Below are 17,409 nucleotides of genomic sequence, written 5' to 3'. Positions count from 1 at the left end.
CGCTGCTCACCTCAGCGCACCTCTTTCAGGTAGCGCGCGGCGAAGGCTTCCTGCGCCGCGGCCATCTTCTGGTAATCCACCACGCCAGCGCGGGCGTAATCGCTTGCCGGCAGGAAGCGCGCCGCCACCTCGGCGGGCATCTGCACCGGGCGTACCGGCCGCAGGTAGGCATTGGCCCACAGCGCCTGGCCTTTGTCGGAGAGCACGAAGTCCAGCACCTTCTCGGCATTGGCGCGGTGCGGGGCGTTTTCCACCACGCTCATCACGTAGGGCACGCTGATGCTGCCCTCGCTGGGAATCACGAAGGCGACGTTGGCCTGGTCCTTGTAGCGCGCGCGGTAGGCGTTGAAGTCGTAGTCGACCAGGATCGGCAGCTCGCCGGACAGCACCCGCGCATAGGCGGTCTGCTTGGGCACGATCGGCGCGTTACCGGCCAGCTTCTTGAAGTAGTCGATGGCCGGCGCAAAGTTGTCGAGGTCGCCGCCCATGGCGCGGTTGATTGCCACCGCCGACACGTAGCCGACGAAGGCGCTGGACGGGTCCAGATAACCGACCATGCCCTTGTACTCGGGCTTGAGCAGGTCGGCCCAGCTTTGCGGCACCGGCAGCCCGCCGAGGGCGTCGACATTGACCATGATCCCCAGCGTGCCGGAATGGATGGCGAACCAGTGACCCTCAGGGTCTTTCAGCCCGGCGGGAATCTCGTCCCAGCCTTTGGGCTTGTAGCTGCCGGCAACGCCTGCGTTCTGCGCCTGCAGGCCGAAGGTCACGCCGTAATAGACCACGTCGGCCATCGGCGCGGCACGCTCGGCCACCAGCTGCGCCAGGGCCTGGCCGGAGTTCTTGTTGTCCAGCGGTACCTTGACGCCGGTGTTCTCGGCAATCGCCTGGAGCTGGGTGCCCCAGTCAGCCCATTCCGGTGGGCAGTTGTAGCAGATCGCCGTTTCGGCGGCGTGACTGAGGCTGGCGGCGCCACAAAACAGCAGGGCTGCAAGGGTTTTACTGAAGCGGATCATGGGATGTGTCCTCGTAGGGGCGGATACTTTCGCCGGGGCGGATATGGCACGGCAGGCAGTGGAAAACGGGGTGAGCGCCGGCGATCTGTGCCAGCAACTGGTCGATTACGGTGTGCGCCAGCTCGGCGATGGGCTGCACCACGCTGCACAGCGTCGGGTGCATCTGCGTGCCCAGGGCGATGCCGTCGAAGCCCATCACCGACAGCTGGTGGGGCACGCTCCAGCCATTGCGGCGCAGCACGTTGATCAGGCTGATAGCCAGCAGGTCGTTGGAGCAGAGCAGCGCGCTGGGCGCCTGCGGGCCGCGCAGCAAGGGTTCGATGGCGGCAAAGTCGGCCTGGGTGTGGGCGGGCATTTCGATCAGCGGCAGCGCCGGCAGCCCGGCCGCGCGCATGGCGTCCTGATAGCCGGCGTAGCGCAGACGCGCACGGTCCGACTGCAATGCAGAGCCGGCGACCATGCCGATGCGCCGGTGGCCGGCCTCCAGCAGATGCCGCGTGGCCAGCGCCATGCCGGCGCGGTTATCCACAGACACGGCGCTGTACTCGGCATCCTCGGGCTGGTGATAGGCCAGCACGAAGGGCGTGTCCTCCTGGGCCAGGCTCTGCAGCACGCGATTGCTGCGCGCCTCGGTCACCGTCAGCACCAGGCCGTCGACACGCTGGCGTAGCAGCTCCTCGACCACGTCGCTCTCGCGCTCGGCCTGGTAATCGGTGGTAGCCAGCAACAGGTTGTAGCCGCGCGCACGCGCTGCCTGTTCCATGGCCTGGAACTGCTCGGCGAACACCGGGTTGAGCAGGTTGGGCACCACCACGCCGATCAGCTGGGTGGTTTGCAGGCGCATCTGCCGCCCCAGCCGATTGGGCCGAAAACCCAGCTCGCGCGCCGCCAGCAACACCTGTTCACGGGTGTTCGGGCGCACCAGCTCGGGGGACGCGAAGGCACGCGCCGCCGTTGCCCGAGACACGCCTGCCAACTGCGCCACTGCTTTCAGATCTGCCATCTTCACTCGCCTGAGATCGATCTCATTTGAGCGAATGGTGCGCTGCCAAGGTGACAATATCGCGACAGCCGGACGCCAGAATGGTTACGCCCGACGCCGCGTGGCCAGCCGCTCGCCGGGATCGGGCCCAGCGATAGCCGAGGGTGAGCCCGGCCTTACAAGGTCAGGGCAAACCGTGACAGCAAGGCCCCCGGCAGTGCCATGGAGCCGGTCTGCCTGGCGCCATAGGTGCCAGTGGGCAGCAGCAGTTCCGGCTCGCGGGTCAGCGCCTCCAGATGCGCGCCGAAAAAGTCGAACAGCGAATCGTCGAAGCGCATGGTGTTGACCGGCGCCTGGATCTGCCCGTCCTCGACCCAGAAGGTGGCGAAGCGAGTCATGCCGGTCAGGCGCCCGGCTGGCAGGTCGGAGAAATTGCCGTACCACAGGTTGCCGATATACAGCCCCGTACCGAGCCGCTGCAGCACCTGGGCTTCATCCAGATCGCCACCCTGCATGCGCAGCGACAAGGGGAATTCGCCCCGGCCCGCACCATTGGCAGTCAGGCCATACTCGGCTGCACTGCGCGAGCTGACCATGCGCTCGCCGGGGCGACCCTGCTCGATCAGGCGCAACGGCTGACGCGGCCCTTCGGCGGTGAAGGCCGGGGCCAAGCCGCCTTCGATACGCTCATCCAGCGTCAGCAACGGGTTGAGCTGCGCCTTGCCGCTGAACAGACGCTGCCAGGGGCTGCCACCGGAAGCCAACGCCTGGGCGCCAAAGCCCCAGCAGCACAGGCTGACCAGCTCCTCCAGCGCGGCCGGCGCCAGGTAGGCGCGATAGGCACCCGGCTGCAGCGCCTTGGCCGGGCGGCCGAGAAACGCCAGTTGCTGGCGCGCGCCATCGAGCTTGCGGGCGAATGCCTGGGCATCCCACTGCTCACCGGCATAACCGCTCTTCACTGCCTGGCCGTTGCCATGGAACAGGCTGAACTCGAGGTTAAAGCTGCTCGCCGCGTACCAGCCGAACGCCCCCCAGGAGCTGGCAAAACCCTGGTACTGCGGCCCCACGGCCAGGAAGCCGACCAGATCCAGTCCCGTCGCCGCCCTGACGATCTGCTGCGCCATGGTTGCGCTGTCCAGGCGCACCGCATCACCGGCCAATTCGCTGCGCCAGGCCTCACGGTTCAGGCGCAGATAGGGGTCATCACTCAGGGAAGGCAGTACATCTCGCAGTTGTCGCAACGCCTGCTGCAGCAGGGGCACATCCTCATCGAGCACACCGCTGAGTGCCAGCTTGCTCTCGGCATGGCGCTGACCCTGGTACAGCGCCAGGGTGACATACACCTGCTGTACTTGCCCGGCCTGGCGCACCTGACCCTGGTTGAAACGGATGAAGCTGGAGCGCTCGGCGCCGTAGCCCAGGGTGAAGCCCTCCTCGCCCACGACCTGCTCCTGCAGGTACTCCAGCAATGCGCAAAAATGCTGACGTGCGTCCATCAGGCCGCCCCTCCAAAAACGTCGATATCGGCGAACACACAAGCCGGCGAGGCATGCCCGACGCGGATCACCTGATTGGGTTCGCCCTTGCCGCAATAGGGCGTGCCCATCACCTCGAAGGTGCTGGCGTCCCCCACCGCGCGCAGGTTGCGCCAGAAGCGCGAACTGATACCGCGATAGTTGGGGTTCTTCACCACCCCCTTGAGCTCGCCGTTTTCGATCAACTGACCCCACTCGCAGCCGAACTGGAATTTGTTGCGCGCATCGTCGATCGACCAGGAGCGGTTGTTGCTCATCAGGATGCCGCGCTCGATGCCGCCGATCAGCTCGGCCAAGGTCTTGTCACCCGGCTCCAGGTTGAGATTGGCCATGCGGTCGATGGGCGGCCGATTCCAGCTGCAGGCGCGGCTGTTGGCCACGCCTGGCAAACCGCTGCGCCACTGCGACAGCGCGCCACCCAGCGGACGCTGGAGGATGCCCCGCTCGATCAACAGCTGGCGCTCGGCCGGCGTGCCGTCGTCGTCATGCCTGTAGCTGGCCAGCTCGCCCGGCACGCCCGGGTCGAAGCTGACGTTGAGCAGCGGCGAGCCATATTGGTAATGCCCGAAATCGTCCTGACGAATAAAGCTGGTGCCGGCGAAATTGCGTTCGTCGCCGAGGATGCGATCGAGCTCCAGCGGATGGCCGATGGACTCGTGGATCTGCAGGATCATCTGGTCCGGCAGCAACAAAAGGTCACGTTCACCGTTAGGGGTATTGGGCGCCAGCAGCAGTTGCAGCGCCTCATCGGCAATACGCGCGGCACTGCCGATCACGCCCAGTTGCTGCAACACCTCGGCCCCGCCCTGGCGCGCCAGGTGGGTACCGCCGAAGCTGCGGCTCTGGCTGTCGTGCTCATCACTGGCGGTGACGCCCACCTGCGGGAAGACGTAACGCTGGGCGCGGCGCAGACAGGCTCCGGCGCTATTCAGGTAGATCTGCTCATGCTCGGTGAAGGTCAGGCCAACATGGCTGTCAACCAATCGCGCATCCTGGGGAATCAGCGCCGACTCGGCCATCAGCAGCTCGAACCAGTGTGCGGCGCTGGCCAGGGGCTGCTGGTAACCCGGCATCACGTCGTCGGCCTGCTCGGCGGGATACGGCAGCTCAGCGAGCGCCAGCAGGTTATGTCCGGCCAGTGCACGGGCCATCTGCTCGGCCCGCTCCAACGCTGCCTGCAGGCCAGCCTGGCTGAGATCGCTGGTGGCCGCATAGGCTTCGACACCGGCGATACGCACGCTGAGCATGGCGCCGCCATCGTCGAGGAAGGAAGGCGCCTGCGCCACGCGCCGGCGCACCCAATAGGACGCCCTGCTCTCACGTACATGGCGCAGCGACCAGAAATCGGCAGAGCACTGCAGGGCGGCGAAACGGCGTTCTAGGACTTCGCTGAAGGCGAACATTGAGCCCCCTTGGATCGTGGCAAAGGGGCACAGTCTAGCAACACTGCTGGGGCTGCACGTGTCAGAGCGGGATCAATGCACTAAGCCCATCTTGCCTGGTTCGCGGCACCACGGCCTTTTACTCAGGCTGGCAGCAGCCCAGCCTTCCGATAGCCTTCCAGAAGCGAATCAAACAAGGCGATATCGGCGCGGCTGCGGGCAATCAGCTGGGCACCGGCAATAGCCGCGAAAATAGCCCGTGCCCGCTCCTCGCACGCAACCGGATCGCCGAACCCGGCCGCAAGCAGAACCTTGGACAGCCATGCCACGTTTACGGTGGCGAACGCCTGCACCTCACTCCTCACTTGCGCGGGAAGGTCTTCGTGCTCAGCGGCCATGAAGCTGCCAAGGCACAACCTGTTTCCGCTTTCGAGCGACCGGCGAAAAATGGAGGGATACCGCTGCAGGCATTCAAGCGGGCTGTCAGCCCCTGCCTGCATCGCCTCCAGTACGGCGGCCGTATCTTCCCAGTAACGCCTGGCGACCGCCGCGCCGAGATCGGCCTTGCTGGGAAAGTGGTAGTAGATACTCGCGCTCTTGATACCGACTACAGCCGCCAGGTCACGAAAATTCAGCCCGCTATAACCATGCGACTGCGCCGCCTGCTTTGCAGCCGTCAGGATGGCCTCTCGTGCGTTTGAACTCACGCCATTACCCCGCTGGTTGGAAGATGGCGAGAATGCTAACTGCAAGCCCACAACCTGCCAACTGATAGATAGGTATTGACACAAACCGGATAGCGCCTACAACTATGCCTACCAACTGATAGATAGGCATACAAATGAATACTGCAAATTGCCCTACCGACGCCGCCCCACTGCCGATGAAAATCTATGACTGGTACAACGGCCCCTACCCGGCGCGAGTGCGCATCGCGCTCGCGGAAAAAGGCCTGCTAGCAAAGGTCGACTTCGTTTCGATCAATCTATGGAAAGGCGAGCACAAGGCACCCGAATTTCTCGAAATCAATTACTCCGGCACTCTTCCAGTCTTGGAGCTGAAAGACGGTACCCGCATCGCGGAATGTACGGCCATCACGCAGTATCTGGACGACCTGGACGGTTCACCCACGCTGACCGGCAGCACCGCCGTTGAAAAGGGTCTAATTCACATGATGACCAAGCGTGCCGAGATCGAGTTTCTGGATGCCGTAAGCATGTACTTTCACCATGCCACCCCGGGCCTAGGCTCACACGTCGAGATCTATCAGAACAGGGAGTGGGGCCTGCACATGCGTGACAAGGCCGTACGAGGCATGCGCTATTTCAATGAGGTATTGAAGAGCCAGCCATTCGTTGCCAGCCCCTCCTTCTCCATGGCGGATATTACCGTGATTGGCGGCATGATCTTCTCCGCGCTCCTAGGGTTGGCGGTTCCTGATGATTGCCAGGCTCTTCGAGAATGGTATGCCCGGATGCAACAGCGCCCCAGCCTGGTTGCCTGGGCCGCAATGGTAGAAAAAGGCGCACCGACAAGTTGAAGGTTGCGCGCGACACGCTGCGTTTCTGTACAACCTAGGGTGGACAACGCGAAGCTTGTCCACCTTTCGCAATGCGACCAGAAATCGGCGGTGCTCTTAAGCGCGGCGAAGCCACGCATGAGCGTATCGTTGAGGGCGAATATCGGGCCTCCTGGGAAGTGACCGCAGAGGCGGCCCGTACTAGCCGAGGGGCAAGCCAGACACGGGCGCCAGAGCGCCTGCGTCTGGCTGGAGCAGTCAGCCCTGCAAATAGACCACCTGGGTGTGGGTGTACTCGTACAGGCCGTACTTGCCATCGGCACCGCCGATGCCCGACTTGCGCACCCCGGCATGGAACCCCTGCATGGCCTCGAAATTCTCGCGGTTGATGTAGGTTTCGCCGAAGTCAATTTCGCGCATGGCATGCATTGCCTTACCCAGGTCGCGGGTGTAGAGCGATGAGGTCAGGCCGTACTCGCAATCGTTGGCCAAGGCGATGGCCTCGTCGAGGTCATCGACGATCTGGATCGGCAGCACCGGGCCGAAGATTTCTTCGCGCATGATCGGCATGTCGGCGCGACAGCCCGCCAGCACCGTGGGCTGATAGTGGTAACCCCGACCAAGATCGGCCACCTGGCCACCGGTCACCGCCGTCGCGCCCTGGGCCAGAGCTTCACGCACCTTGGCCGCTACCTTGTCCAGACCTTCGCGGTTGATCAGCGGGCCCATCTCCACATCCGACTGGGCGACCGGGTCGCCATAGCGGGTGGCTGCCATGGCCGAGGCCAGGCGCGCGATAAATGGCTCGGCCACACTGCGCTCGACATACACGCGCTCGGCGCAGTTGCACACCTGCCCGGTGTTGATGATGCGCGAGTCGCGGATGGCACGCACCGCCAGATCGAGATCGGCATCGGCGAGGACGATGGCCGGCGCCTTGCCACCCAGTTCCAGATTGAGCTTAGTCAGGTGCGGTGCGGCCGCGGCCATGATGCGCTGGCCGGTTTCCACGCTGCCGGTGAAGCTGATCATGTCGGCCTGGCCACTGCCAGTCATGCCAGCACCGACCCGGCCGTCACCGCTGACCACATTGAACACGCCCGGCGGCAGGTCGGTCTGAGCCACCAGCCTGGCGAACTCGAAGCAGTTGTTCGGCGTCTCCTCGCTGGGTTTGATCACGATGGTATTACCGGTGATCAGTGCAGGCGCCATCTTGCGAGCGATGAGAAAGAACGGGAAGTTCCACGGCAGGATACCGGCGACCACCCCCAGCGGCTTGCGCAGCAGGAAGATCTGCTCGTTGGCGCGGTCGCTGCTGATCACCTCGCCTTCGATACGACGTGCCCACTCGGCCATGTAGTCGAGGTAGTCGGCGGTGAAATTCGCTTCCACCTCGGCCAGAGCGTTGATCTTGCCCTGCTCCAGGGTGATGGTGCGCGCCAGTGCCGGGGCGTTGGCACGGATCAGTTGGGCGATCTTGCGTAGATAGCCGGCACGTTCGATGGCCGGTTTGCGTGCCCAGTCCTTCTGCGCGGCCCGGGCCGCAGCGAAGGCCTGGTCAAGATCCTCGTCGGTGGAGGCCGGCACCTTGGCCAGCAGCTCTCCGTTGGCAGGGTTGAAGACGTCGAGGTGCTCCTGGCTGGCAGTGAAGGCACCGTTGATGTAGTTCTGATAGACGGTAACGGACATGGCGTTTTCCTGTTGTCAGTGCCGACTTGCGCCGGTTCAGTAGGTGCGTGAAGCCACGGGCTGGTCATCCAGCGCCTTGTATTTGCTCAGGTTGGCGAGTGCGGCCTGGCGCATCAGGCTGATGTCGATGCCGACCGCGATGAACTGGCAGCCCCAGTCGAGGTAGCGGCGGGCATCGGCCTCCTGTGGCGCGAGAATGCCGGCTGCCTTGCCGGCCGCCAGTGTGGCCTCGATGGCACGGCGAATCGCCTGCTGCACCTCGGGCTGGCTGGCATCGCCGTAGTAACCGAGGTTGGTGGACAGGTCCGCCGGGCCGACGAACACCGCATCCACACCCTCGACGGCGGCAATCGCCTCGACGTTCTCGACCCCGGCGCGTGATTCCACCTGCACGATCAGGCACAGCTGCTCATGGGCGGTCTTCAGGTAGTTCGGCACGCTGTCCCAGCGCGTGGCGCGGGTCAGGCCGCCACCCACACCACGAATGCCGTGCGGCGGGTAGCGTGTGGCCTGCACCAGGGCACGCGCCTGCTCGGCGCTTTCGACCATGGGGATCATCAACGTCTGTGCGCCGATATCGAGCAACTGCTTGATCAGTGCCGGGTCGCTGTTGACCGCCCGTACCACCGGCGCGCTGCGGTATGGCGCCACGGCCTGCAACTGCGCTTGCAGTGTCGGCAGGGTATTGGGCGCGTGCTCACCATCGATCAGCATCCAGTCGTAATCGAAACTGGCGACTATTTCGGCGGCGTAGCCGCTGGCAAATCCGGCCCAGATGCCGAACTGCGACTGACCGCTGGCCAGGGCGGCTTTAAAGGGGTTCAGGGGCAACTTCATGGGGCGCTCCGGTCAGTGCGTGTAGGGACGATGCAGGGCACATTCGGGGTTCAGCTCGACACCGAAGCCCGGTTTGTCCAGGCGCGACAGGCGCATGCGGCCACGCTCCGGCACCGGTTCGCCGAGCAGTTGCGGATGGAACATCGGCACCACCTCGTCGGCCTTGGGCGCCATCATCAGGAACTCGGCGAACGGGCTGTTGGTGCGGGTGGCAACGAAGTGGTAGCTGTATACCGACGAGCCATGCGGCACGACCATGACGTTGTGCGCATCGGCCAGCGCCGAGATCTTCTGTAGCTCGGTGATGCCACCACACCAGCCGACATCGGGCTGGATGATGTCGCAGCAGCCCATCTCCAGCAGCATGCGAAAGCCCCAGCGCGTCGCCTCGTGCTCACCGGTGGTCACCAGCATGCCCGCCGGCACGTTCTTGCGTAGATCGCGGTAGCCCCAATAGTCATCCGGCGGCAGCGCCTCCTCGATCCACTTCAGGCCGAACTCGGCGGCGCCGTGGGCCAGGCGCGTGGCGTAGTTGAGATCCAGGCTCATCCAGCAGTCGAGCATCAGCCAAAAGTCCTTGCCGACCCGCTCACGCATGGTCGCCAGTTCCTCGAGATTCTTGCGCAGACCTTCCTCGCCCTCGGCCGGGCCATGATGCAGCGGCAGCTTGCCGCCGATGAAGCCCATTTCCTTGGCCAGATCAGGGCGCGCGCCGGTGGCGTAGAACTGCAGCTCATCGCGCACGGCGCCACCGAGCAACTGGTGCACGGGCTCCTGACGCACCTTGCCAAGCAGATCCCAGAGCGCCAGGTCGACACCGGAAATGGTGTTGATCACCAGGCCCTTGCGCCCGTAGTACAGGGTCGAGTTGAACATCTGATCCCAGATCTTCTCGATGTCGGTGACCTTTGCCCCCTCGATGAAGCGCGCCAGGTGCTTCTCGACGATATAGGCGGCCGGCTCCCCCCCCGTGGTCACGGCAAAGCCGACGTTGCCGGCGCTGTCCTCGATTTCCACCACCAGCGTGCCAAGCACATTGATGCCAAAGCTGCGGCGGCTCTGACGGTACTCGGGATACTTGCTCATGGGCGTGCAGATATGGTCGTCGATCCAGTGGCCGTCGCCCTGGTCGTGGTAATCGGCGCCACCACCGCGCAGGGTGAAAGCACGTACCTGCTTGATCGTCGGGACACTCATGACATTGCTCCTTGATTCGATTCAGTGAGAGGTGGCGGGCCGGTTCAGTTGCTCGCGTCCGCCGGGAAGGCGAAAGACGAGCACCATCAACGCCGCTATCACAGTGGTGACAGACAGCAGGTAGAGGCCGGCGGCGGACGAAGCGGCGGCGGTTTCCGCCCAGTTCTTGAGGATTGGCGCAATGAAACCACCGAGAGCACCGCAGGAATTGATCAGGGCGATGCCGCCCGCAGCAGCGCTACCGGCCAGGTAGCTCGAAGGCAGGGTCCAGAAGATCGGCTGCACCGCGATGAAACCGGCCGCGGCGAAGCACAGCGCCAGCACGCCCACCAGTGGGCTGGTCACACTCACAGACAGGGCGATGCCGGCCGCCGACATCAGCAGTGTCAGGCAGGCGGTGCGCTGACGCTGACCTGTACGATCCGACCAGGCGGGAATCAGCCAGGCGGCGAGCAGCGCGCAAACCCAGGGGATGGCACTGACCAGGCCAACCATGAAGCCGACCTTGCTGCCCATCAGCCCGGCCACCTGGCTGGGCAGGTAAAACACTACGCCGTACACACTGGCCTGGATCAATAGATAGATGGCGCACAGATAGAGCACGGTCGGTTGCAACAGCACCGCGAGCAGGTTGTGGCCATGGGACTGTTTTTCACGATCCTCGGCACTGATAGCGGCCTGCAGGCTCTGACGCTCCTCAATGCTTAGCCACTTGGCATCGGCCGGTTTGTTGTCCAGATACCAGTAGGCCCAGACACCGACCACCGAAGCCATCAAGCCTTCGATCAGGAACATCCACTGCCAGCCGTGCAGCCCGGCGAAGCCATCAAACTCCAGCAACAGGCCCGACAGCGGCGCGCCGAAAATGAATGCCAGCGGTGCGCCGAAGTAGAAGAAGCCCATGGCCTTGCCACGCGACGCCGAAGGGAACCACTGCGTGAGGTAGTAGATGACCCCGGGGAAGAAACCGGCCTCGGCCACGCCGAGCAGAAAGCGCAGCAAGTAAAAGGTCGTTTCGTTGTGGGCGAACATCATCGCCGCCGAAAGCAGGCCCCAGGTGACCATGATCCGGCACATCCAGATGCGCGCTCCAACCCTGTGCATGATCAGGTTGCTGGGGACTTCGAGCAGGGCATAGCCGACGAAGAAGATGCCGGCCCCAAAAGCGAAGGCGGCATCGCTGATCCCGGTGTCGGCCTGGAATGCCAGCTTGGCGAAGCCGACGTTGGCGCGATCAAGAAACGCGAGGATGTACATCAACAGCAAGAAGGGAAGCAGCCGCCAGGAAATCTTGGCGATCAGAGCAGCAGGTACGTTATTCACGACAGTATTCCTCTTGGAATTATTGTGCACTGCGTGGGCTGGCGACTGGCGCCAGGGAAAACCTCAGACCACAGCCGGATGACGGCTTGAGCGCTGAGCGAATGGGGATGCTGGAAGTGACGGTGCGTGTCTAGACGCGGTATGGATGGTAAGCATGCGAGCCTCGGAGCTGTTGTTTTTGTAGCTCCGACTCTAACGGCGACCATCGATGCACGACCAATCGAATCTCGCTTAATATCGATAACTAAAAGGTATCAATGGAATCTGCCATGCAATCGCCCAATAGCCCGCGCAATCTGTTCAACCGCTTGCGTTACAAACACCTGCACATGCTGATTGCCCTGGGCTCGAGCCAGAACCTGCACCGGGCCTCGCAGATGCTGAACATGTCGCAACCGGCGGCCACGCGCATGCTGCATGAGATCGAGGAGATGTTCGGCTGCGAGCTGTTCGAGCGCCTGCCACGCGGCATGCGCCCGACTGCACTGGGCCGGCAGTTGCTGCTGTTCGCCGAGACCGCGCTCAATGGCCTGAACCGCTGCGCCGAGGATCTCGCCGCTCGCCAGCAGGGCGGCTATGGCTACCTGACCATTGGCACCATCATGGGTGCGGCGCCACGCCTGGTGATGAATACCATCGCCGAAATCAAGGCGCTGCAGCCTCAGCTGCGCATTCGCATCACCGGCGATACCAGTGACCAGATCATCCGTTCACTGGAGCAGGGCAAGATCGATCTGGCCGTGGCGCGCCGCAACGCGGCGATGGACAGCCAGCACTACGCCTTCGAGCCCCTTGGCAACGAACGCCTGATGCTGGTGGTGCGCAAGGGCCATCCCTTGCTTAGGCGGCGGCGCCTGACCCTGCAGGAGCTGGTCGGCGCCTGGCCGTGGATCCTGCAGCCGGAATCGAGCCCGGCACGCATCGCCTTCGACGGCGCCCTGGAGCGCCTGGCGCTGCCGCAGCCGGCAGACATCATCGAATGCGGGTCGGTATACGCCATGCAGCAACTGGTGCAATTGACCAACGCGCTGATGGTGCTCTCGGAAACCGCGCTCGGTGACTACCTGAAGATGGGCCTGGTCAAGGCGCTGCCACTGGACATCGAAGAGCGCATGGCGCCTTTTGGCCTGCTCTGGCGCCAAGGTGAAAAACCGACCCAGGCGCAGAGCACCTTCATCGAACTGTTGCGCCGCCGCGCTGCCGAATTGCGCGGAGAAAACCTGCCGCTGGACTGAAGGAAGAGGCTGCTGCGAATCATATCGCCAGTTCCAGGCAGAACACCTATTCAGCAGTCCAAGGAGACGGCATTCAGCTCGGCGCCCCCAACCCCGCCGCGCTCATGAACAGTCGCAGCAACCACGCCACAATCCCCAGCGCGGTGACGCTGCAGGCCCAGATCAGTACCAGCCAACCCAGGCGCTGCCATAGCGGCTTCTTCTCTTCGGTTTCGGTCATAGCCGCCTCCTTAGAACCTGATTCAAAGCCTCGCGAGTTAGAGCCATGCAAGGCACAACGTAAGTAACAGCCTCCGGCTGGTCAAAGCAGGCGAGGAACGGTCGGAGTCGCGTTCGACTGTACAAGTGGTACATGAGCAGGCCGAGCCTGCTTTAACGCCGCAGGGCCGACGCGCAGCAGGCTGTGGACAGGTTCTCAGTGATAGCCATCATCCACCGTCACTTTGCCGCGAAATACGTAGTAGCTCCATGCGGTGTACATGAGGATGAAGGGAATGATGAACAACGCGCCCACCAGCATGAAGCCCTGGCTCTGCGGCGGTGCGGCGGCTTCCCAGATGCTGATCGACGGCGGAATGACGTTCGGCCACAGGCTGATGCCCAGACCGCTGTAGCCAAGGAAGATCAGCACCAGGGTGAGCAGGAACGGCGAGTAGTTGGCGTTGCTGGCCACGGCCCGCAACAGCGCCCAGGTGCACAGCAGTACCAGCACCGGCACCGGCATGAACCAGAACAGGTTGGGCAGGCTGAACCAGCGCTCGGCGATATCCGGGTGGGCGAACGGTGTCCACAGGCTGACGATGCCCGTCACTGCCAGCAGGACGAACACCAGCGGGCGCGCCAGATCATGCATCTGCTGTTGCAGGCGACCTTCGGTCTTCATGATCAGCCAGGTGCAGCCAAGCAGCGCATAGGCGGCGATCAGTGCCACGCCGCAGAACACCGAGAACGGCGTCAGCCAGTCGAATGCGCCGCCAGCGAAGGTCCGGTCGACCACCTCGAAACCGTCGATATAGGCCCCCAGCGCCACGCCCTGGAAGAAGGTCGCAGTCAGCGAGCCACCGATGAAGGCCTTGTCCCACAGGTGGCGCTTGGCGGCCTTGGCCTTGAAGCGGAATTCGAAGGCCACGCCGCGGAAGATCAGCCCCAGCAGCATCAGAATCAGCGGCAGATAGAGCGCGTTCAGCACCACCGAATAGGCCAGCGGGAAGGCACCGAACAGCGCCGCACCGCCGAGTACCAGCCAGGTCTCGTTACCGTCCCAGACCGGCGCGACGGTGTTCATCATCACGTCGCGCTCGCCATCGTCACGAACGAAGGGAAAGAGGATGCCGATGCCCAGATCGAAGCCATCCATCACCACGTACATCATCACACCGAAGGCGATGATCACCGCCCAGATCAGCGGAAGGTCGATACCCATGTTCAGTTCCTCTCCGGCAAGCTGTCGGTTTCACCATCTTCCAGGCCTTCCTCGGCAGCAGACAGCGGACGCGCTGGCGTACGCGGCTGGCCCGGCCCTCCCTCGGAGGTACCCTTGCCCTCGTCGATCTTCGGCCCCTTGCGCACCAGGCGCAGCATGTAGCCGATCCCGGCGCCGAACAGCACGAAGTACACCACCACGAACAGCGCCAGGGTAACGCCCATCTGCGTCGCGCTGTGCCCAGAGGACGCATCGGCAGTGCGCATCAGGCCATGGATGATCCACGGCTGGCGACCGATCTCGGTGGTGTACCAGCCGGCCAGGATCGCCAGGATGCCCGACGGCCCCATCCACACCGCCAGGTGCAGGAACGGCCGCGACTGGAACAGTCGGCCACCACGGCGCAGCCAGGTGCCCCAGAGGCCGACCAGAATCATCATCAGGCCCATGGCGACCATGATGCGGAAGGTCCAGAACACGATGGTGGAGTTGGCCCGGTCCTCCGGCGGGAATTCCTTCAACGCCGGCACCTGTTTGTCCAGGCTGTGGGTCAGGATCAGACTGCCAAGCGCGGGAATTTCCACCTTGAAGCGGGTTTCCTCACGCTGCATGTCCGGCCAGCCGAACAGGATCAGCGGGGTTGGCTCATCACCGACATTCTCCCAGTGCCCTTCGATGGCGGCGATCTTCGCCGGCTGATATTTCAGGGTATTGAGGCCGTGCAGGTCACCGATGAAGGCCTGCACCGGCGCCACCAGCAGCGCCATCCACACTGCCATCGACAGCATCTTGCGGATCGCCGGGTTATCGCGCCCGCGCAGCAGGTGCCAGGCCGCCGAAGCACCGACGAAGAACGCCGTGGCGAGGAAGGCCGCCGTGGCCATGTGCGCCAGGCGATAGGGGAACGAGGGGTTGAACACCACGGCGAACCAGTCGACCGGAATCACCCGGCCATCGATGATCTCGTAGCCCTGCGGCGTGTGCATCCAGCTGTTGGACGCGAGAATCCAGAAGGTCGAGATCAGCGTGCCGATGGCCACCATCACCGTGGAGAAGAAGTGCAGCCCCGGCCCGACGCGGTTCCAGCCGAACAGCATGACGCCGAGAAAACCCGCTTCGAGGAAGAACGCAGTCAGCACCTCGTAAGTCAGCAGCGGCCCGGTGACCGCGCCGGCGAAGTCGGAGAACGCACTCCAGTTGGTGCCGAACTGATAGGCCATGACCAGGCCGGAGACCACACCCATACCGAAGTTGACCGCGAAGATCTTCGACCAGAAATGGTAGAGATCGCGGTACACCGTATTGCCGGTCTTCAGCCACAACCCTTCGAGCACGGCCAGATAGCTGGCCAGACCGATGGTGATGGCGGGAAAAATGATGTGGAACGAAATGGTGAAGGCAAACTGGATTCGGGCGAGATCAAGCGCCTCTAGGCCGAACATGTCACATCCTCATTCAGGGTTATTTCGGCCCCAGCACGCAAAGCCGATCCATAGACTCCAGGTGTTGGAGTCAAACGAGCTGAAATTGTTCTTATGGAAGCGCAGTACAGCCGAAAAGCTGCAGAGCAAAACGCGAATTGCCGCATTGATCTGGATCAATGCGCACTAAAAGACTAGCCGCTAAATACATAACTGGCGCTGTGGTGATTTGCCGCGCGACAGGCCACCGCAGCGTTCAGCGACAACAGCACGGCAAGCGCTTGTCGCGGCTCAAGCCCCTCCCACGGCAGGTAGCGGGCAAAAAAAGGGCGGCCTCGCATCACACGGGCCGCCCGAATCACGGAGTTGCTTACATCGAGTGGCCGCGATGACTTGCAACCACCGCTATTGGATTACCGTTCGAGGATTGCAGTCACACCCTGACCACCGGCCGCGCAGATGGAAATCAGCCCGCGCCCTTCGCCGGCCACCGATAGCAGCTTGGCCAGGTTGGCGACGATACGTCCGCCGGTAGCGGCGAACGGGTGGCCGGCGGCCAGCGAACTGCCCTTGACGTTCATCTTGCTGCGATCGACGGAGCCCAGCGGCGCATCCAGGCCCAGGCGCTCCTTGCAATAGTCGGCGTCCTCCCAGGCCTTGAGCGTGCACAGCACCTGGGCGGCGAAGGCCTCGTGGATCTCGTAGTAGTCGAAGTCCTGCAACGTCAGGCCGTTGCGCGCCAGCAGGCGCGGCACCGCATACACCGGCGCCATCAGCAGGCCCTCCTTGCCCTGGACGAAATCCACCGCAGCCACCTCGCCATCGCGCAGGTAGGCCAGCACCGGCAGGCCGCGGGCCTTGGCCCATTCCTCACTGGCCAGCAACACCACCGAGGCGCCATCGGTCAGTGGCGTGGAGTTGGCCGGCGTCAGGGTGCCGCGCGGGCCGCGTTCGAAACAGGGTTTGAGACTGGCGAGTTTCTCCGCGCTGATGTCCGGGCGCAGATTCTGGTCGCGGGTCAGGCCCAGGAACGGCGTCATCAGATCGTCCTGCCAGCCCTCGGCGTAGGCCGCCGCCAGCTTCTGGTGACTGGCCAGCGCCAGCTGATCCTGCTCGTCCCGAGGAATGGCCCAGCGCTGCGCCATCAGCTCGCAGTGTTCGCCCATCGACAGCCCGGTGCGTGGCTCGCCATTACGCGGAATGTGCGGCGCCAGGTGACGCGGGCGAATTTTCAGCAGGCTCTTGATCTTGTCACCCGTGCTCTTGCCACGATTGGCCTCCAGCAGAATCTGGCGCAGCCCCTCGTTGACGCCGATCGGCGCATCGGAGGTGGTGTCGACACCGCCCGCGATGCCGCAGTCGATCTGGCCAAGAGCGATCTTGTTGGCCACCAGAATCGCCGCTTCCAGGCCGGTGCCGCAGGCCTGCTGCAGGTCGTAGGCCGGGGTTTCCGGCGCCAGGCGCGAGCCCAGCACGCATTCACGGGTCAGGTTGAAGTCCCGCGAGTGCTTGAGCACGGCACCGGCCACCACCTCGCCGAGGCGCTCACCATGCAGACTGAAGCGTTCCACCAGCCCTTCGAGGGCGCTGGTCAGCATCTCCTGGTTGCTCGCCCTGGCGTAGACGGTGTTGGATCGGGCGAACGGAATACGGTTGCCGCCGACGATGGCGACCCTGCGCAACTGGGTCATGGGGACTCCTTGCTGGTCGGGAAATAGAAGAAACCTGCGGCGAACTATTGCCCGTCAGCCGGCTCCCAGAAACATGAGACTTACACTGTAGCGTTATGGCCGAACAGGCTAAACCTCGGCTGGGTACGAACATTGGCCGCCTTGCCGGCACGTGAGGCA

At 63.7% G+C, this 17,409-nt stretch carries 15 protein-coding genes; 2 read left to right on the top strand and 13 right to left on the bottom strand.

The window, feature by feature from the left end:
- Window positions 1-11: 11 nt before the first annotated feature.
- The 5 genes from PCLY_RS15120 to PCLY_RS15100 all read right to left on the bottom strand — a co-directional run bounded on the left by PCLY_RS15120 (window position 12) and on the right by PCLY_RS15100 (window position 5,622).
- The gene (locus PCLY_RS15120) at window positions 12-1,016 is read right to left on the bottom strand and encodes an ABC transporter substrate-binding protein (protein WP_061240468.1); all 1,005 of its coding nucleotides are present in this window, start codon (window positions 1,014-1,016) and stop codon (window positions 12-14) included.
- The gene (locus tag PCLY_RS15115; RefSeq protein ID WP_061240467.1) at window positions 1,000-2,019 is read right to left on the bottom strand and encodes a substrate-binding domain-containing protein; all 1,020 of its coding nucleotides are present in this window, start codon (window positions 2,017-2,019) and stop codon (window positions 1,000-1,002) included. Before PCLY_RS15115 ends, PCLY_RS15120 begins: the two co-directional genes overlap by 17 nt.
- A 155-nt stretch (window positions 2,020-2,174) precedes the next feature.
- Window positions 2,175-3,494 (bottom strand): TldD/PmbA family protein, encoded by a 1,320-nt coding sequence (locus PCLY_RS15110; RefSeq protein WP_061240466.1) that lies wholly within the window; start codon window positions 3,492-3,494, stop codon window positions 2,175-2,177.
- A complete protein-coding gene (locus tag PCLY_RS15105) occupies window positions 3,494-4,936 on the bottom strand; it encodes a TldD/PmbA family protein (RefSeq protein ID WP_061240465.1) in 1,443 nt (480 codons plus the stop codon). Before PCLY_RS15105 ends, PCLY_RS15110 begins: the two co-directional genes overlap by 1 nt.
- Before the next feature lie 122 nt (window positions 4,937-5,058).
- Window positions 5,059-5,622 carry a TetR/AcrR family transcriptional regulator gene (locus PCLY_RS15100; protein ID WP_061240464.1) on the bottom strand — a complete coding sequence of 188 codons (564 nt, stop codon included), beginning with the start codon at window positions 5,620-5,622 and terminating at the stop codon, window positions 5,059-5,061.
- 176 nt (window positions 5,623-5,798) lie between these two features.
- Here PCLY_RS15100 and PCLY_RS15095 point away from each other — a divergent pair, with 176 nt between their 5' ends.
- Entirely contained in the window at window positions 5,799-6,455 is a 657-nt protein-coding gene (locus PCLY_RS15095; protein ID WP_156458613.1) for a glutathione S-transferase, read from the top strand.
- A 237-nt stretch (window positions 6,456-6,692) separates the two neighbouring features.
- On the opposite strand, the gene aldA is transcribed toward PCLY_RS15095, so the two are convergent.
- Genes aldA through PCLY_RS15075 form a run of 4 tightly spaced genes read right to left on the bottom strand, consistent with a single transcriptional unit; the run spans window position 6,693 to window position 11,480 of the window.
- A complete protein-coding gene (gene aldA, locus PCLY_RS15090; RefSeq protein ID WP_061240462.1) occupies window positions 6,693-8,123 on the bottom strand; it encodes an aldehyde dehydrogenase in 1,431 nt (476 codons plus the stop codon).
- A gap of 36 nt (window positions 8,124-8,159) precedes the next feature.
- Window positions 8,160-8,960, bottom strand: coding sequence for an HpcH/HpaI aldolase family protein (locus PCLY_RS15085; RefSeq protein ID WP_061240461.1), 801 nt, complete (start codon window positions 8,958-8,960; stop codon window positions 8,160-8,162).
- 12 nt (window positions 8,961-8,972) lie between these two features.
- The gene (gene rhmD, locus PCLY_RS15080; protein ID WP_061240460.1) at window positions 8,973-10,157 is read right to left on the bottom strand and encodes an L-rhamnonate dehydratase; all 1,185 of its coding nucleotides are present in this window, start codon (window positions 10,155-10,157) and stop codon (window positions 8,973-8,975) included.
- 21 nt (window positions 10,158-10,178) lie between these two features.
- Window positions 10,179-11,480 (bottom strand): MFS transporter, encoded by a 1,302-nt coding sequence (locus PCLY_RS15075; protein ID WP_061240459.1) that lies wholly within the window; start codon window positions 11,478-11,480, stop codon window positions 10,179-10,181.
- 269 nt (window positions 11,481-11,749) lie between these two features.
- Here PCLY_RS15075 and PCLY_RS15070 point away from each other — a divergent pair, with 269 nt between their 5' ends.
- Window positions 11,750-12,715, top strand: coding sequence for a LysR family transcriptional regulator (locus PCLY_RS15070; RefSeq protein ID WP_061240458.1), 966 nt, complete (start codon window positions 11,750-11,752; stop codon window positions 12,713-12,715).
- A gap of 73 nt (window positions 12,716-12,788) precedes the next feature.
- Here the strand turns inward: PCLY_RS15070 and PCLY_RS15065 are convergent, their stop codons facing one another.
- From PCLY_RS15065 to PCLY_RS15050, 4 genes are all read right to left on the bottom strand, one after another.
- Window positions 12,789-12,935 carry a DUF2474 domain-containing protein gene (locus PCLY_RS15065; protein ID WP_061240457.1) on the bottom strand — a complete coding sequence of 49 codons (147 nt, stop codon included), beginning with the start codon at window positions 12,933-12,935 and terminating at the stop codon, window positions 12,789-12,791.
- Window positions 12,936-13,130: 195 nt separating this feature from the next.
- On the bottom strand, window positions 13,131-14,138 hold the full coding sequence (gene cydB, locus PCLY_RS15060; RefSeq protein WP_061240456.1) for a cytochrome d ubiquinol oxidase subunit II: 1,008 nt from the start codon (window positions 14,136-14,138) through the stop codon (window positions 13,131-13,133).
- A gap of 2 nt (window positions 14,139-14,140) precedes the next feature.
- Window positions 14,141-15,580, bottom strand: coding sequence for a cytochrome ubiquinol oxidase subunit I (locus tag PCLY_RS15055; RefSeq protein ID WP_061240455.1), 1,440 nt, complete (start codon window positions 15,578-15,580; stop codon window positions 14,141-14,143).
- A gap of 392 nt (window positions 15,581-15,972) precedes the next feature.
- Complete coding sequence (locus PCLY_RS15050) at window positions 15,973-17,250, bottom strand: acetyl-CoA C-acetyltransferase (RefSeq protein ID WP_061240454.1); 1,278 nt, start codon at window positions 17,248-17,250, stop codon at window positions 15,973-15,975.
- Between the last annotated feature and the right edge of the window lie 159 nt (window positions 17,251-17,409).

The sequence above is a fragment of the Ectopseudomonas composti genome (assembly GCF_001567565.1).
Taxonomy (GTDB): domain Bacteria; phylum Pseudomonadota; class Gammaproteobacteria; order Pseudomonadales; family Pseudomonadaceae; genus Aquipseudomonas; species Aquipseudomonas composti_A.
Note: the sequence above shows the minus strand (reverse complement) of the source record. Positions and strands in the feature narration are given on the sequence as shown.